This is a genomic window from Jiangella endophytica, assembly GCF_003427025.1.
GTDB classification, from domain to species: Bacteria; Actinomycetota; Actinomycetes; order Jiangellales; family Jiangellaceae; genus Jiangella; species Jiangella endophytica.
Genome location: NZ_QVAI01000021.1, coordinates 44,483 through 58,421 on the forward strand (window position 1 = coordinate 44,483; position 13,939 = coordinate 58,421).

At 72.8% G+C, this 13,939-nt stretch carries 18 protein-coding genes; 13 read left to right on the plus strand and 5 right to left on the minus strand.

The window, feature by feature from the left end; all coding sequences use genetic code 11:
• Positions 1 to 86: 86 nt before the first annotated feature.
• The 3 genes from DZA62_RS30080 to DZA62_RS30090 are packed head-to-tail and all read left to right on the plus strand — an operon-like array spanning position 87 to position 2,766.
• A complete protein-coding gene (locus DZA62_RS30080; RefSeq protein ID WP_116952654.1) occupies positions 87 to 1,313 on the plus strand; it encodes a sensor histidine kinase in 1,227 nt (408 codons plus the stop codon).
• The gene (locus DZA62_RS30085) at positions 1,310 to 1,987 is read left to right on the plus strand and encodes a response regulator transcription factor (RefSeq protein WP_116952655.1); all 678 of its coding nucleotides are present in this window, start codon (positions 1,310 to 1,312) and stop codon (positions 1,985 to 1,987) included. The genes DZA62_RS30080 and DZA62_RS30085 overlap by 4 nt, the downstream gene beginning before the upstream one ends.
• Positions 1,984 to 2,766 carry an HAD family hydrolase gene (locus DZA62_RS30090; RefSeq protein WP_116952656.1) on the plus strand — a complete coding sequence of 261 codons (783 nt, stop codon included), beginning with the start codon at positions 1,984 to 1,986 and terminating at the stop codon, positions 2,764 to 2,766. Before DZA62_RS30085 ends, DZA62_RS30090 begins: the two co-directional genes overlap by 4 nt.
• 247 nt (positions 2,767 to 3,013) lie before the next feature.
• Here DZA62_RS30090 and DZA62_RS30095 read toward each other — a convergent pair whose 3' ends face one another.
• Together DZA62_RS30095 and DZA62_RS30100 are read right to left on the minus strand one after the other, a co-directional pair.
• Positions 3,014 to 3,580 (minus strand): AAA family ATPase, encoded by a 567-nt coding sequence (locus DZA62_RS30095; RefSeq protein WP_198664356.1) that lies wholly within the window; start codon positions 3,578 to 3,580, stop codon positions 3,014 to 3,016.
• Between the two features lie 55 nt (positions 3,581 to 3,635).
• Positions 3,636 to 4,295, minus strand: coding sequence for an NAD(P)-dependent oxidoreductase (locus tag DZA62_RS30100; protein ID WP_116952657.1), 660 nt, complete (start codon positions 4,293 to 4,295; stop codon positions 3,636 to 3,638).
• Positions 4,296 to 4,360: 65 nt separating this feature from the next.
• Between DZA62_RS30100 and DZA62_RS30105 the strand changes: the two genes are divergently transcribed.
• Positions 4,361 to 4,735 carry a winged helix-turn-helix transcriptional regulator gene (locus DZA62_RS30105; RefSeq protein WP_116952658.1) on the plus strand — a complete coding sequence of 125 codons (375 nt, stop codon included), beginning with the start codon at positions 4,361 to 4,363 and terminating at the stop codon, positions 4,733 to 4,735.
• A 141-nt stretch (positions 4,736 to 4,876) separates the two neighbouring features.
• Here DZA62_RS30105 and DZA62_RS30110 read toward each other — a convergent pair whose 3' ends face one another.
• Together DZA62_RS30110 and DZA62_RS30115 are read right to left on the minus strand one after the other, a co-directional pair.
• Positions 4,877 to 5,470 (minus strand): isochorismatase family protein, encoded by a 594-nt coding sequence (locus DZA62_RS30110; RefSeq protein WP_116952659.1) that lies wholly within the window; start codon positions 5,468 to 5,470, stop codon positions 4,877 to 4,879.
• Positions 5,467 to 6,759 carry a nicotinate phosphoribosyltransferase gene (locus DZA62_RS30115; protein ID WP_408619952.1) on the minus strand — a complete coding sequence of 431 codons (1,293 nt, stop codon included), beginning with the start codon at positions 6,757 to 6,759 and terminating at the stop codon, positions 5,467 to 5,469. Before DZA62_RS30115 ends, DZA62_RS30110 begins: the two co-directional genes overlap by 4 nt.
• A gap of 221 nt (positions 6,760 to 6,980) precedes the next feature.
• Here DZA62_RS30115 and clpS point away from each other — a divergent pair, with 221 nt between their 5' ends.
• The 9 genes from clpS (at position 6,981) to DZA62_RS30160 (ending at position 12,886) form a co-directional block, all read left to right on the plus strand.
• Positions 6,981 to 7,289, plus strand: coding sequence for an ATP-dependent Clp protease adapter ClpS (gene clpS / locus DZA62_RS30120; RefSeq protein WP_116952661.1), 309 nt, complete (start codon positions 6,981 to 6,983; stop codon positions 7,287 to 7,289).
• A complete protein-coding gene (locus DZA62_RS30125; RefSeq protein WP_116952662.1) occupies positions 7,253 to 7,879 on the plus strand; it encodes a DUF2017 domain-containing protein in 627 nt (208 codons plus the stop codon). The genes clpS and DZA62_RS30125 overlap by 37 nt, the downstream gene beginning before the upstream one ends.
• Positions 7,880 to 8,138: 259 nt before the next feature.
• Positions 8,139 to 8,552 (plus strand): Mov34/MPN/PAD-1 family protein, encoded by a 414-nt coding sequence (locus DZA62_RS30130; protein ID WP_116952663.1) that lies wholly within the window; start codon positions 8,139 to 8,141, stop codon positions 8,550 to 8,552.
• 61 nt (positions 8,553 to 8,613) lie between these two features.
• Entirely contained in the window at positions 8,614 to 8,898 is a 285-nt protein-coding gene (locus tag DZA62_RS30135; RefSeq protein WP_116952664.1) for a MoaD/ThiS family protein, read from the plus strand.
• A gap of 9 nt (positions 8,899 to 8,907) precedes the next feature.
• A complete protein-coding gene (locus DZA62_RS30140; protein WP_116952665.1) occupies positions 8,908 to 9,855 on the plus strand; it encodes a PLP-dependent cysteine synthase family protein in 948 nt (315 codons plus the stop codon).
• A 14-nt stretch (positions 9,856 to 9,869) separates the two neighbouring features.
• Entirely contained in the window at positions 9,870 to 10,442 is a 573-nt protein-coding gene (locus tag DZA62_RS30145; protein ID WP_116952666.1) for a dihydrofolate reductase family protein, read from the plus strand.
• 79 nt (positions 10,443 to 10,521) lie between these two features.
• A complete protein-coding gene (murI, locus tag DZA62_RS30150) occupies positions 10,522 to 11,355 on the plus strand; it encodes a glutamate racemase (RefSeq protein WP_116952667.1) in 834 nt (277 codons plus the stop codon).
• On the plus strand, positions 11,352 to 12,104 hold the full coding sequence (locus tag DZA62_RS30155; protein WP_116952668.1) for an MBL fold metallo-hydrolase: 753 nt from the start codon (positions 11,352 to 11,354) through the stop codon (positions 12,102 to 12,104). The genes murI and DZA62_RS30155 overlap by 4 nt, the downstream gene beginning before the upstream one ends.
• Entirely contained in the window at positions 12,104 to 12,886 is a 783-nt protein-coding gene (locus DZA62_RS30160; protein ID WP_198664358.1) for a PIG-L deacetylase family protein, read from the plus strand. The genes DZA62_RS30155 and DZA62_RS30160 overlap by 1 nt, the downstream gene beginning before the upstream one ends.
• A gap of 163 nt (positions 12,887 to 13,049) precedes the next feature.
• On the opposite strand, the gene DZA62_RS30165 is transcribed toward DZA62_RS30160, so the two are convergent.
• Positions 13,050 to 13,787, minus strand: coding sequence for a dienelactone hydrolase family protein (locus DZA62_RS30165; RefSeq protein WP_116952669.1), 738 nt, complete (start codon positions 13,785 to 13,787; stop codon positions 13,050 to 13,052).
• Positions 13,788 to 13,939 lie beyond the last annotated feature (152 nt).

Here is a 13,939-nt window from a genome sequence, read left to right on the forward strand (position 1 = left end):
GGCATCGCGTCTACGCAGATTCGCGTAGTCCGGTTACGCCGCGTCGCCGACGCCGCGCGGACGCCGCCGGTCCTAGGGTCGAGGGCATGGACAGGGTACGGGCCTGGCTGATCGACGCGGGCATCGCGCTGGCGCTGGTCGTGCTGGGCGTCGGCGGCACGCACGGCGCGTCGCAGGGACAGACGTGGGCGCGCGAGCCCGGCGTGTTCGCCTACACGCTGGTGGTCGTCGCCGCGCTGGCGTTGGTGCTGCGCAGGCGGTATCCGCGCACGACGCTGCTGATCAACGGCGCGGCGGTGCTGGCGTATCTGGCCGCTGACTACGCGTACGGACCGATCATGATCACCGTCCCGGTGGTCATGTACACGCTCGGCTACCAGCTGCCGCTGCGCTCGGCGGTGCGCTGGGGCGGCGGTTACTACGCGATCTTCTTCGTGGTGTCGACGGTGCGGCTGCTCGACGACTCCGGCGACAACGTCTGGCGGCAGGGCGCTGCGTGGGCCATCGCGTCGCTGGCGCTGTTCGGCGCGCCGCTGGCCATCGGCGCGGCGCTGAAGACCCGGCGCGAGTCGCAGGCCGACGTCCGGGCCGCGCTGGCCCGCCGCGCGGTGTCCGAGGAACGGCTGCGGATGGCCCAGGAGTTGCACGACTCCGTCGGCCACGGCCTCGCGGTCATCGCCATGCAGGCCGGCGTCGCGCTGCACGTCCTCGACCGCAACCCCGAGAAGGTGCGCGCCGCGCTGGAGGCGATCCGCGACACCAGCCGGTCCTCCCTCGACGGTCTGCGGGCCGAGCTGCAGGTGCTGCGCAGCCCGGTCACCGACGCTGCGCCGCGCCGCCCGGTCGCCGGGCTGGCCGAGGTCGGCGTGCTGCTGGAGCGCATCCGGGCCGGCGGTGTCGAGGTGGTGGCCGACCTGTCCGGCACCACCGACGGCGACCTGCCGCCGGACGTCGACGTCGCGGCGTACCGCATCGTGCAGGAGTCGCTGACCAATGTGCTGCGGCACGCCGGGGCCACTCGCGCCGAGGTGCACATCCGCCGCTCCGGTGACGAGCTGCTGGTGGACGTGAGCGACAACGGCGTCGGCGGTGCTGCGCAGCCGTCCCCGCCGTCGTCGCCGTCGTCGTCGGGGGAGGAGCCGCCGGAGGACGACGGTTCGGGCACCGGCATCGCCGGCATGCGGGCCCGCGCCGAGGCTGTCGGCGGCCGGCTGCAGGCCGGTCCGCGCACCGGCGGCGGGTTCGCCGTCCACGCCCGCCTCCCCCTGGCCGGTGCCGACCGCGAACCGGACCTGTCAGGATCGACCACATGACCGACGACGTGAGCAGTGTCATCAAAGTGGCGGTGGTCGACGATCAGGCGCTGGTCCGCATGGGCCTGAGCACACTGCTCGAGACCGAGGACGACACCGAGCTGGCCGGCGAGGCCTCCGACGGCCGGGCCGGGGTCGACCTCGTCCGGCGCACGAAGCCCGACGTCGTGCTGATGGACATCCGCATGCCGGTGCTCGACGGTCTGGCCGCGCTGCGCGAGATCACCGCCGACCCCGCGCTCACCGACGTCAAGGTCATCGTGCTCACCACGTTCGAGCTGGACGAGTACGTGTTCGAGGCCCTGCGCGGGGGCGCCAGCGGGTTCGTGCTCAAGGACTCCCCGCCCGACGAGCTGCTGCACGCCATCCGGGTGGTCGCCGACGGCGCCAGCCTGCTCTCCCCGTCGATCACCCGGCGGGTCATCGAGCAGTTCAGCGGGCGTGAGGCGCCGGCCAGCGCGCCGCACCCGGAGCTGGCCCGGCTCACCGAGCGCGAGCGCGAGATCGTCGGGTGGGTCGCCACCGGCCGTTCCAACGACGAGATCGCCGCCGAGCTGGTGGTCAGCCCCGCCACGGTCCGCACCCACGTGAGCCGGGCCATGGTGAAGCTGCACGCGCGCGACCGCGCCCAGCTGGTGGTCTTCGCCGTCCAGTCCGGGCTGACGCAGCCGTGAAGGTCGTCGCCACCGACCTCGACGGCACCCTGTTGCGCAGCGACGGGACGGTGTCGCCGCGCACCCGGGCGGCGCTGTCCCGGGCCGAGGACGCCGGCGCGACCGTCGTGTTCGTCTCCGGGCGGCCGCCGCGCTGGATCGACGTCCTGGCCTCGGAGGTCGGGTCACATGGGCTGGCCATCTGCGCGAACGGCGCTCTCGTCTACGACGTGCGCAGGCGCGAGGTGGTCGAGGAGCACGGCCTGCCCGGTGATGTCGCGCTGGAGGTGGCGCGGGCGATCCGGGCCAGTGTTCCGGGCGCGACCTTCGCCATCGAGCGGCGGCTGACGTTCGGGCAGGAGCCCTCGTTCCGGGGCACGTGGCCGGAGCCCGACGGCACCGTCATCGCCTCGCTGGAGGAGTTGCTCGCCGAGCCCGTCTCGAAGCTCGTCGTGACCCACCCCTCGCTGTCCGCCGCCGAGTTCGTCTCACGTGCGGCGGCCGTCGTCGGCTCGCTGGCGGCCGCGACCTACTCGGGCCACGCGCCCGTCCTCGAGGTCAGCCGGGCCGGCGTCTCGAAGGCGTCCGCTCTGGCCACCCTCTGCGGATCCCTGGGCGTCGACGCTCACGACGTCGTGGCATTCGGCGACATGCCCAACGACGTGCCGATGCTCGCCTGGGCCGGCACGTCCTACGCCGTCCGCAACGCCCACCCGGACGCCGTCGCCGCCGCCTCCCACCGCTGCGCCTCCAACGACGACGACGGTGTCGCCCAGGTGCTGGAGCGGCTGTTCCCGTAGTTCTCGGCACACTGCCCGCGCGGCGACCCGCCGTCTCGACGTGCCTGGCCCCGTTCGCGGCATGCCGAGGGCTCGTTGTCGGCGTGCCGGGGGCTCGTTGTCGGCGTGCCGGGCTTGTCTCGGCGAGGTGGGTCCCCGCCCGGCTGGGAGGGAGTCCCACCCTACGGGCGGGCACCGACAGGGCCGCGCGACTTCACCGGCTCGGCCTGCCGGGCGCGCCCGCCGACCACGCCGGGCCGCCCGAGCGTCAGGCCGCCGCGACCGCCGCGGCCAGCTGGTCGTCCAGCGGAGGAGCGCCGCGCCGGTTGTCGATCTCGGTGTGCGGCGCCGGCGGCGGGACGTCCGGGAACGTCGCTGCGGTGAAGTCGGCGAAGTTGGCCAGCTTCTGGCCGTCGCGGTCGTGGCCTCGGCCGAGGATCCGCTCGCGCAGCGTGTCGCCGTCCGACCGGACCCACAGCAGGCGCACCGGGTCACCGCCGAGCCGCTCGACGTAGGCCGCCCACGCGTCGAGGTCGCGGGTCTGCCCGGTGAACGGGGCGACCAGGATCACCGGGCAGCCGGCCGACCGGACCTCCCTGGCGGTGTCGGCGAGCCCCGCGTACTCGTGCACCTTGATGTGCTCGTCGTACCAGGGGCCCTCGCGCTCGCCGAACGGCCGGCCGTTGGCCTCCAGCGTCGCGACCACGAACGGCGCGTAGACGGTGTCCTTGTCCAGCAGCGCCGGGACGGGGTCGAGACGCGCGGCCAGTTTCCGGGCGACGGTGGTCTTGCCGGCGCCGGGCGCTCCGGCGATCATCCAGACGGCGGGGGTCACGTCTGCCGACCCTATCCAGCCCTCTCGACCGGGGCGTGTCGCCCGGGTCCGTGGCCTACCGGGCGCCGGCCGAGACGCCGGCCGCACACCCCAGCAGCAGCCGGTGGTGCCGCGGCGCCTCGATCTCGTCGGCAACGGCCACGGCGAGGTCGGCGTAGGTGATCCGCGCGGCGGCGTCGCCGGGCACGATCCGGTACCCGCCGGCCGGCGTGCCGCCGTGGTCGAAGTCGCCGGCGGGCGCGACGACCAGCCAGTCGACGGTCGTCTCGGCGGTGCGGAACACGTCCAGCCCGGCGCCGTGGCCGAGCATGAAGTCGCGGTACTCCGTCGGGTAGCCGGGCGCGTCGATCAGCGGCCTCCCCGTCACGTCCGGCAGCTGCGACGCCAGCCCGACGGCCACCAGCCGGGCCGTCCCCGCCTCGGCCAGCCCGGTGAGCAGCGCCGACGCGGCGGCGGGAAAGAAATCAGCGGCCGGGACGGAGAGCGAGGCGGCGGCGTGGACGGCCGCGTCGTGTCCCTCGGCCAGCCGCGCGACGGCGTCCGCGTCGGTGACGTCGCCGGCCGCGAGCGTGACCCGGCCTCCGTCAGCGGACAGGTCCGCGTGCCGCGCGGGGTCGCGGACCACCGCCGTCACGTCCCAGCCACGGCCGACCGACTCGGCCAGCACCGCCCGCCCGGCTCGTCCGCCGGCTCCGAACACCACGATTCTCGTCATGCCGCGGACGCTAGACGCCCGCCTGGTCAGCTCGGGGTGAGCATGCAGGTCAGTACGGTGGAGGCATGCCGACGCCGCTCGATCCCGACATGTTCGACCCGGTCTGCCCGTCGACGCTGATGCCGCTGCGCTTCGCCGACAAGTGGGCCGGCATGGTGATCCGCTGCCTCGAGCAGGGTCCGCGCCGGTTCTCCGAGCTGCGGGTTCCGCTGCGCTCGGTCAGCGCGCAGTCGCTGACCACGTCGCTGCGCCACCTGCGACGCGACGGAATCGTCGTGCGCACCGAGCGGCCCGGCCCCGAGCGGCACGTCGAGTACGCGCTGACGCCGCTCGGGCAGAGCATGCTGCCGGTCATCGAGGCGCTGTGCGCATGGAGCGCCGATCACTGGGACGAGCTGCTCGACGCCCGCGAGGCATCGGCCGGTCAGGTCCGGACGTAGAGCTGCCAGCTGTACGCGGGCCGACGAGCTCCGAGGCGCGGTAGCGGACGTGCCAGTCACCGACGCGCCCGCCCCTACTGGCCTTGCGCCGCGCACTTCCGCGGCGCGCGGTGAGACGTACCCGGCGCGGGTCGTGACGTCTCAGCGGAGGATCGGCTCGCCCTCGAGCCGGACGCCGGCTGCGCGCATCGCGTCCAGCGCCGCCGCCGTCGTGCCCGGAGCGACCCCGGCCGTCAGGTGCAGCAGCACCGTCGTCTCCAGGCCGGCGCCGGCGGCGTCGACCGCGGTGGCCCGGACGCAGTGGTCGGTGGTGAGGCCGGCGATCTCGACCGTGCCGACCTCGTGCGCCCGCAGCCAGTCGGCCAGAGTGACGCCGTCGTGTGACGTCCCCTCGAAGCCGGAGTAGGCGGCCTCGTAGTGGCCCTTGTCGAAGACCGCGTCGAACGGCTGCGGATCGAGGTTGGGGTGGAACGCCATGCCGTCGGTGCCGGCCACGCAGTGCCGCGGCCAGCTGTCGATGTAGTCGGGGTCCTCGGAGAAATGCTCGCCCGGCTCGATGTGGTGGTCGCGGGTGGCGACGACGTAGTCGTAGCGGCGCTCCCACGGGTCGCCCTCGGTCCAGGCCTTGAGCACCTCGGCGATGCTGTAGGCGACGTCCGCGCCACCGGAGACCGCGAGGCTGCCGCCCTCGCAGAAGTCGTTCTGGACGTCGACGACGATGAGTGCGCGCTTCATAGGGGGTCCTCCCAGCGGGTGGGGATGGCTGGCTCACCGCGCGACAGCTTCAGCGCGGTGCGGGGCAGCTCGGCGCGGGCCCGGTCATGCCGCTCGCGGGCGACGGCCAGCGGCTCGCGGCCGACGATCTCGCCGTCGCGCACCAGGGGGACCAGCAACGGCCGGTCGGCCAGAAATTCGGCGCCTTCGGCTGAGGAACGTACCTCGGCGCTGGCGTCGGCGGGCTCGTGGCCGACGCCGATGACCTCGGCCTCGGCGATGCCGCGGGCATTGCGGCGGCGCAGCGCGTACTTGCGGCCGCCGTGGCTGACCTTGCCCGCGCTCTTCTTCTCGACCGGGGCCAGCGTGCCGTCGCCGTCGGACCTGGCGACCAGCTTGTAGACCATGCCCGCCGTGGGGGAGCCGGCCCCGGTGACCAGCTGCGTGCCGACGCCGTACGCGTCGACCGGCGCGGCCGCCAGCGCGGCGATGGCGTGTTCGTCGAGGTCGCTGGTGACGACGATGCGGGTGTCGCGGGCGCCCAGGGAGTCCAGCAGCGCGCGGACCTCCTTGGCCTGCGGCAGCAGGTCGCCGGAGTCGAGCCGGACGGCACCCAGCTCCGGCCCGGCGATCTCGACGCCCAGCCGCACGGCTTCTTCCACGTCGTAGGTGTCGACCAGCAAGGTGGTGCCCTTGCCGAGGGAGTCGATCTGTGCGGTGAACGCGTCGCGCTCGGTGTCGTGCAGCAGTGTGAACGAGTGCGCGCTGGTGCCCGTCGTCGGGACGCCGTAGGTGCGGCCGGCCTCGAGGTTGCTGGTGGTGGAGAAGCCGGCGATGTAGGCGGAGCGCGCGGCGGCGACGGCGGCCCGTTCGTGGGTGCGGCGCGAGCCCATCTCGATGCACGGCCGGTCGCCCGCCGCCGTCGTCATGCGGGAGGCCGCCGTGGCGATGGCGGAGTCGAAGTTCAGCACCGACAGCGCCAGCGTCTCGAGCACGACCGCCTCGGCGAACGAGGCCTCGACGATCAGCAGCGGTGAGTTGGGGAAGTACGCCTCGCCTTCGCCGTACCCCCACACGTCGCCGGTGAACCGATAGCCGGACAGCCACTGCAGCGTCGGCCCGTCGACGACGGCGTGGCGTTCCAGATGGCCGAGCGCGTCGTCGTCGAATCGGAAGGCCTCGAGCGCGTCGAGCAGCCGGCCGGTGCCGCCGACGACGCCGTAACGGCGTCCACCGGGTAAGCGTCTGGCGAACACCTCGAACACCGAGCGTCGTCCGGCGGTGCCCCGGGCCAGCGCCGCCTGGAGCATCGTCAGCTCGTAATGGTCGGTGAGCAGGGCCGTCGTAGCCGACACAACCACCAGAGTATGCGGCTGCGCCACGAATGGCCCGGATCCCGTGGAGACTGGCGAAGGCGTGGCGTGGGGTGGATGATGAGATGTCGTGGACCGGCGGGAACAACGCGGGTCTGGAGCATAGTTGCGCATGTCAGCGCAGGACGGCGCGGGGTGATGGCCGGAAGATGACACCATTGGGGGCCGTGATGACCGCACCCGTCGAGATCGAACGCCCGGAGGCTGCCGAGCTTCCGAAGGCGGACGTTCCGTGGGTGACGGTCGTCTGGAACGACCCGGTCAACCTCATGTCGTATGTCACCTACGTCTTTCAGGCATACTTCGCCTATCCGAAGACCAAGGCCGAGAAGCTGATGCTCGACGTCCACGAGAAGGGGAAGGCCATCGTGTCCTCCGGGACGCGTGAAGAGATGGAGCGCGACGTCGAGGCCATGCACTCGTACGGTCTGTGGGCCACGCTGCAGAAGGCGGGGGACCGAGTCTGAGCACCGCGTTCCGTCGGGCCCGCGGGGGCGTCGTCGCCGCGTCGTTCCACGTTGTCGAGGTCGAGTTGCTGCGCTCCCTGGTGGGTCAGCTGCTCGAGTTGGTGCGCGAGGACCCGGCCGACCTCACCGCGGGTGACCGCTGGGCCGCCGAACTCGGCCTGGCCGACGACGCCGCGTCCCGCCCGACCGACCCCGTGCTGCTCCGCCTCTTCCCCGACGGTTATCGCGAGGACTCCGAAGCGGCCTCCGACTTCCGCCGCTTCACCGAGCGCGGCCTGCGCGACCGCAAGGCCGCCACCGCGGCGACGGTGCTGGCCTCCCTCGCCACGGCCGACGGCGCCGGGCCGCCGGCGAAGAGCCGCGAGAAGATCCGCATCGAACTGGACCAGGACGAGTCCGAGGCCTGGCTGCGCACGCTGACCGACCTGCGCCTGGCCCTGGGCACCCGGCTCGGCGTCGCCGAGAGCGACGAGGACGACTGGCTCTCCCTCGACGAGAACGACCCCCGCCGCCACGTCCACGACGTGTACGACTGGCTCGGCTGGGTCCAGGAGACGTTGGTCCGCACCCTGTCCTCGGCCCTCGACTAGCCACGCGTCCGTCCTGGGCGCTCGGACACCGGCGCTTCTCGATGGTGGACGTGGCGGGGCTGAGTTCGCTGGTGGTGTCGACGATTTGCGGCGCGGCGAGAGGCGTCGGACGAGGCGTTCTCCTGGTTCACGAGGCCTGGATGCCTGGTGAAGCGTGAGCACGGGTGCTGAACGTGATCATTTCCAGCCCGGTCGAGCAGCCGGGGCGACCGAGCAGCCCGGGCGGCACGCCGCTGACCAGGCTCCGTATCCTTCAAGCGTGCTGAGCATCCGCCGTGACCTCGTCGACGCCATCGTGGAGCATGCCCGCAAGGACCACCCCGACGAGGCATGTGGGGTCATCGCCGGCCCGGCCGGCACCGACCGTCCGGAGCGGTTCATCCCCATGCTCAACGCCGCCCGCTCACCCACGTTCTACGAGTTCGACTCGATGGACCTGCTGCGCCTCTACCGCGAGATGGACGACAACGACGAGGAGCCGGTCGTCGTCTACCACTCGCACACCGCCACCGAGGCGTATCCGTCGCGGACGGACATCGCGTACGCCAACGAGCCGGGCGCGCACTACGTCCTCGTGTCGACGCGCGACGACGACACGCACGAGTTTCGCTCGTTCCGGATCGTGGACGGCGTGGTGACCGAGGAAGAGGTCCAGGTCATCGATGGGGAATGATGGGCCACCAGCCGCCGTTGCGGTGAATAACGTCCCCCACAGAGAGTCCAGGAGCCGTCCGATGGCCGTCGAGGTCCGTATCCCCACGATCCTGCGCCCGTACACCGGTGGCGCGAAGACCGTCGAGGGCACCGGTGACACCCTGACCGCGCTCATCGACGACCTCGAGTCGCGGCATCCGGGGCTGCGCGACCGGCTGGTCGAGAACGGAACGCTGCGCCGGTTCGTGAACGTCTACGTCAACGACGAGGACGTCCGGTTCCTGGGCGCGGAGAAGACGGCGCTGTCCGACGGCGACTCCGTCACGGTGCTGCCGGCGGTCGCCGGCGGCGCGTCCACCCGCTGAACAGCGACCATGCGCTACGACTCGCTCCTCGACTCGCTGGGCCGGACACCGCTGGTCGGGCTGCCGAAGCTGTCGCCGTCGCCTGAGGTGCGGCTGTGGGCGAAGCTCGAGGACCGCAACCCGACCGGCTCGGTGAAGGACCGCCCGGCGCTGCGGATGATCGAGGCCGCCGAGGCCGACGGACGGCTCACACCCGGCGCCACCCTGCTGGAGCCGACGTCGGGCAACACCGGCATCGCGCTGGCCATGGCGGCGAAGCTCAAGGGCTACCGCATGGTCTGCGTCATGCCCGAGAACACGTCCGAGGAACGGCGCCAGTTGCTGCGCATGTGGGGTGCCGAGATCATCCCGTCGCCGGCCGCGGGCGGGTCCAACGAGGCGGTCCGCGTCGCGAAGGAACTCGCGCGAGCCAACCCCGACTGGGTCATGCTCTACCAGTACGGCAACCCCGGCAACGCGCTCGCTCACTACGAGACGACCGGCCCGGAGCTGCTCGAGGACCTGCCCGAGATCACCCACTTCGTCGCCGGCCTGGGCACGACGGGGACGCTCATGGGGGTCGGCCGCTACCTGCGCGAGAAGCTGCCCGACGTGCAGATCGTCGCCGCGGAGCCGCGCTACGGCGAGCTGGTCTACGGGCTGCGCAACCTCGACGAGGGGTTCGTGCCGGAGCTGTACGACGAGTCGGTGCTGACGTCGCGCTTCTCGGTCGGCCCGCACGACGCCGTTCAGCGCACGCGCGAGCTGCTCGAACACGAGGGTATCTTCGCCGGCATCTCGACCGGCGCCGTGCTGCACGCCGCGCTCGGCATCGCCCGCAAGGCGGTCCAGGGCGGCCGGCGCGCCGACATCGCGTTCATCGTCGCCGACGGCGGCTGGAAGTACCTCTCCACCGGCGCCTACGAGGGCACCGTCGACGAGGCGGAGGACCGGCTCGACGGCCAGCTCTGGGCCTGACGTACGGTGCTCTGATGCGCGAGCTGGTCTACTACATCGGTCAGTCCATCGACGGGTTCATCGCCGGTCCCGGCGACGAGGTCGACTTCTTCCCCATGTCCGACGAGTACACGACCTGGATGTTCGCGCAGTACGGCGACGCCCTGCCGAGCCACGCCCGGCAGCTCGGGCGCATCGCGGACGTCCCGAACTCGCGCTTCGACACCGTCGTCATGGGCCGGCGCACCTATCAGCCGGCCCTCGACGTCGGCATCACCAGCCCGTACGCCCACCTGCGGCAGTACGTCGTGTCGCGGTCGCTCGAGTCGCCCGATCCCGCCGTCACCGTCGTCGGCGGCGACCCGGTCGAGTTCGTGCGCAAGCTGAAGGCTGAGGACTCCGAGCTCGACATCTACCTCGCCGGCGGCGCCGGGCTGGCCGGCGCGCTGCTGCCGGAGATCGACCGCATGGTGGTCAAGCAGTACCCGGTGGTCGCCGGGGCCGGGGTGCCGCTGTTCACGGCGGGGTTCGCGCCGGCGGCGTTCGAGCTGACCGACGTGCAGTCGTTCGGCAGCGGCCACGTGGTGCTCGACTACCGCCGGGCGTAGCCGCGACGGTCCCGCCGCGGCGTGGCGTTCGCCACGTCCGGGCGTCAGCGTCCGCCCCTCGGCGTACGCTCTTGCGACGATGAACGACGCACCGATCGGGATCTTCGACAGCGGAGTGGGCGGTCTGACGGTCGCCCGGGCCGTGCTCGACCAGCTCCCGCACGAGCCCGTCCTGTACGTCGGCGACACCGCACGCGGACCCTACGGCTCGCGGCCGATCGCGCAGGTGCGCGAGTACGCCCTCGACGTCATGGACACTCTCGTCGCCGAGGGCGTGAAGATGCTGGTCATCGCCTGCAACTCGGCCAGCAGCGCGGTCCTGCGCGACGCCCGCGAGCGCTACGACATCCCCGTCGTCGAGGTCATCCAGCCGGCCGTCCGCCGCGCCGTCGCCGCCACCCGCAACGGCCACGTCGGCGTCATCGCGACCCGGGCCACGGTCACGTCGCGTGCCTACGAGGACTCCTTCGCCGCCGCGCCGCACCTGCGCATCACCACGCAGGCGTGCCCGCGGTTCGTCGAGTTCGTCGAGGCCGGCATCACCCACGGTGCGGAGCTGGAGTCCGTCGCGCGGGAGTACCTCGAGCCGGTCCGCGCGGCCGGCGTCGACACGCTGGTGCTCGGCTGCACCCACTACCCGCTGCTCACCGGTGTCGTCTCGTACGTCATGGGCGAGGCGGTCACGCTGGTCAGCAGCGCCGAGGAGACCGCGAAGGACGTCTACCGCACGCTCGTCGACCACCGGCTCATGCGGTCCGACGAGCTGCCGGCGCCGACGCACCAGTTCCGCTCGACCGGCGACGCCCGGCCGTTCCGCGAGCTGGGCCGCCGGTTCCTCGGCCCGGAGATCGCGTCGGTCGAGGAGACGTCCGAGCTGCCGGTCGTCGGCCGCGATCTGGCGGTCGGCTCTTGAGGCTCACCGTCCTGGGTTGCTCCGGTTCGATGCCGGGGCCCGGCTCGCCCGCGTCCGGCTACCTGGTCGAGGCCGACGGGGTCCGGCTGGTGCTGGACCTCGGCAACGGCGCGCTCGGCCCGCTGCAGCGGCTGGTCGGCGTGGCCGGCCTGGCCGACCTGGACGCCATCGTGCTCAGCCACCTGCACCCGGATCACTGCATGGACCTGTGCGGGCTGTACGTCGCGCTGCGCTACGGGGTGCGGTCGTCGCGGCGGATCCCGGTGTTCGGCCCGGCCGCGACGGCCGAGCGGATGGCCGCGGCGTACGGCAAGGAGCCCGACCCGGGGCTGTCCGGCGAGTTCGACTTCCGCGACCACCCGGCGGACTGTTTCAGCGTCGGGCCGCTGACGGTGCGGGTGGTGCCGGTCAGGCACCCCGTGCCCGCGTATGCGGTCCGGGTCGAGCACGACGGCCGGTCGCTGGTGTACTCCGGCGACACGGCCGCGACGCCGGCACTGGTCGAGCTGGCCCGCGACGCCGACCTGTTCCTGTGCGAGGCCGCCTACGCCGACGGCGGCGACAACCCGCCCGGCATCCACCTGACCGGGCGCGAGGCCGGCGAGCACGCGGCCGCCGCCGGAGCCCGTCGACTGGTCGTCACACACGTGCCACCATGGGGCGATCCGCGGCGCGCGGCCGAGCACGCGAGCGCGGTGTACGACGGGCCGGTCGAGCTCGCCGTGCCGGGGGGACACTGGGAGGTCTGATGACGGAGCACGAGGACGCGCCGCAGCAGCCGGAGCCGCCGCTGCCGATGCCGACGACGCCGCTGCAGCCGCTGCCCGAGGACTGGGAGCGGGCGCTGGTCATCGCCGCCCATCCCGACGACGTCGAGTACGGCGCCGCCGCGGCCATCGCGCGGTGGACCGGGCAGGGCAAGCGCATCGTGTACTGCATGGTCACCAGCGGCGAGGCGGGCATCGACTCCATGCCGCCGGAGCAGACCGGCCCGCTGCGCGAGAAGGAGGAGCGCGCCGCCGCGGCCGTCGTGGGCGTCGACGAGGTCGAGTTCCTCGGCCATCCCGACGGCGTCGTCGAGTACGGCCTGCCGCTGCGCCGCGACGTCGCCCGGGCGATCCGCCGGCACCGTCCCGACATCGTCATCACCGGCAACTTCCACGAGACGTTCGGCGGGGTGATCCTCAACCAGGCCGATCACATCGCCGTCGGGCGGGCCGTGCTGGACGGCGCCCGCGACGCCGGCAACCGGTGGGTGTTCACCGAGCTGCTCGACGAGGGCCTGGAGCCGTGGAACAAGGTGCGGGCCATCTGGGCGGCCGGCTCGCCGGAGGCCGGGCACTGCGCCGACATCACCGACACGTTCGACCTCGGCGTCCGGTCGCTGGAGGCGCACGCCGGCTACCTCGGCGCGCTGCCCGGGCACCCGGAACCGCGCGAGTTCCTGGAGGGCTTCGCCCGTGCCGCCGGCGCCCGCCTGGGCTGCACCCACGGCTCGATCTTCGAGGTCTACCCGCTGACGCTCTACTAGTGCGCGCACAACACCAGGCGTTCTCCCGCTCCACCAGGCATGCATGCCTCGTGATGCACCACAACGCCTCGTGATGGCCCGTCTCGCTGACGGCTGCTCTCCTCGATGAGCGGCGTTCCCGCCGGCAGTTCCTGGCGTCCGCCGCTGGTCCGACGGGCCGGCCTCACGTCAGGTGCCGGGCGAAGAACCGGTTCCCGTCGTCGCCCTCGAACCGCGGGACGCCGGTGTGCCCGCCCAGGTTGGCGTGCAGCGTCTTCTCCTCGGAGCCGAAGGCGTCGAACAGGTCGAGGGCCTGCTGCCGGTCGTTTCCCTCGTCGTCCCACTGCAGGAGGACCAGCAGCGGAATGGTGACCTGCCGAGCCTCCTCGACCATGGTGCGGGGGACGAAGCTCCCGGCGAACAGCAGGGCGGCCGAGATGCGCGGCTCGACCACCGCCAGCCGGATGCCGATGGAGATCACCCCTCCCGCGTACCCGACGGGGCCGCCGATCTCGGGCAGCGGAAGGAGCGCGTCCAGGGCGGCCCGCCATTCCGGGACGGCCTGTTCGACCAGCGGGAGGACGAGCCGGTCGACGATCTCGTCGTCGACGGGCCGACCGGCCCGCACCGCCCGGCGCAGGTCGGCGCGGGCCTCCTCGGCGGCGGCGGACCGGGGCCGATCACCGCTCCCGGGAAGCTCGATGGTGGCCGCGGCGAAGCCCTCGGCCGCGGTGTGCCGGGCCCGGGCCACCAGCCGGGGGTACATCAGGGGCAGTCCGCCGGGGTGGCCGGCCAGGATCAGCGGCGCCGGTGCGGATGCGGATGCGGATCGGGGCGTCCACAGGACGCCGGGGATCTCGCCGAGGACGAACTCGCGTTCGAGGACGCCGTCGTCGAGGCGCCGTTCGGAAGTGAACTGCATGGTCGTGCCTTTCGGGAGTGCTGCTGAACGGCGCTCCCGGACGACCTATCGCCCGACCGTGACCCCGGAGGGGAGCACCCACGTCGACACTGCGTTCACGGGTACCACCTCCTCGTTCTCCTGCACGTCCTCCGGGAAGGTAGCAGCGGCTG

What these genes read in the sequence shown, in the direction of transcription:
- DZA62_RS30135 (WP_116952664.1), top strand. Translation starts at nt 8,614, where the DNA reads ATGGCCGTCGAGGTCCGTATCCCCACGATCCTGCGCCCGTACACCGGT.
- DZA62_RS30100 (WP_116952657.1), bottom strand. Translation starts at nt 4,295, where the DNA reads ATGACGAGAATCGTGGTGTTCGGAGCCGGCGGACGAGCCGGGCGGGCG.
- DZA62_RS30085 (WP_116952655.1), top strand. Translation starts at nt 1,310, where the DNA reads ATGACCGACGACGTGAGCAGTGTCATCAAAGTGGCGGTGGTCGACGAT.
- DZA62_RS30145 (WP_116952666.1), top strand. Translation starts at nt 9,870, where the DNA reads ATGCGCGAGCTGGTCTACTACATCGGTCAGTCCATCGACGGGTTCATC.
- DZA62_RS30080 (WP_116952654.1), top strand. Translation starts at nt 87, where the DNA reads ATGGACAGGGTACGGGCCTGGCTGATCGACGCGGGCATCGCGCTGGCG.
- DZA62_RS30160 (WP_198664358.1), top strand. Translation starts at nt 12,104, where the DNA reads ATGACGGAGCACGAGGACGCGCCGCAGCAGCCGGAGCCGCCGCTGCCG.
- DZA62_RS30110 (WP_116952659.1), bottom strand. Translation starts at nt 5,470, where the DNA reads ATGAAGCGCGCACTCATCGTCGTCGACGTCCAGAACGACTTCTGCGAG.
- murI (WP_116952667.1), top strand. Translation starts at nt 10,522, where the DNA reads ATGAACGACGCACCGATCGGGATCTTCGACAGCGGAGTGGGCGGTCTG.
- DZA62_RS30115 (WP_408619952.1), bottom strand. Translation starts at nt 6,759, where the DNA reads ATGCTCCAGGCGGCGCTGGCCCGGGGCACCGCCGGACGACGCTCGGTG.
- DZA62_RS30105 (WP_116952658.1), top strand. Translation starts at nt 4,361, where the DNA reads ATGCCGACGCCGCTCGATCCCGACATGTTCGACCCGGTCTGCCCGTCG.
- DZA62_RS30140 (WP_116952665.1), top strand. Translation starts at nt 8,908, where the DNA reads ATGCGCTACGACTCGCTCCTCGACTCGCTGGGCCGGACACCGCTGGTC.
- DZA62_RS30165 (WP_116952669.1), bottom strand. Translation starts at nt 13,787, where the DNA reads ATGCAGTTCACTTCCGAACGGCGCCTCGACGACGGCGTCCTCGAACGC.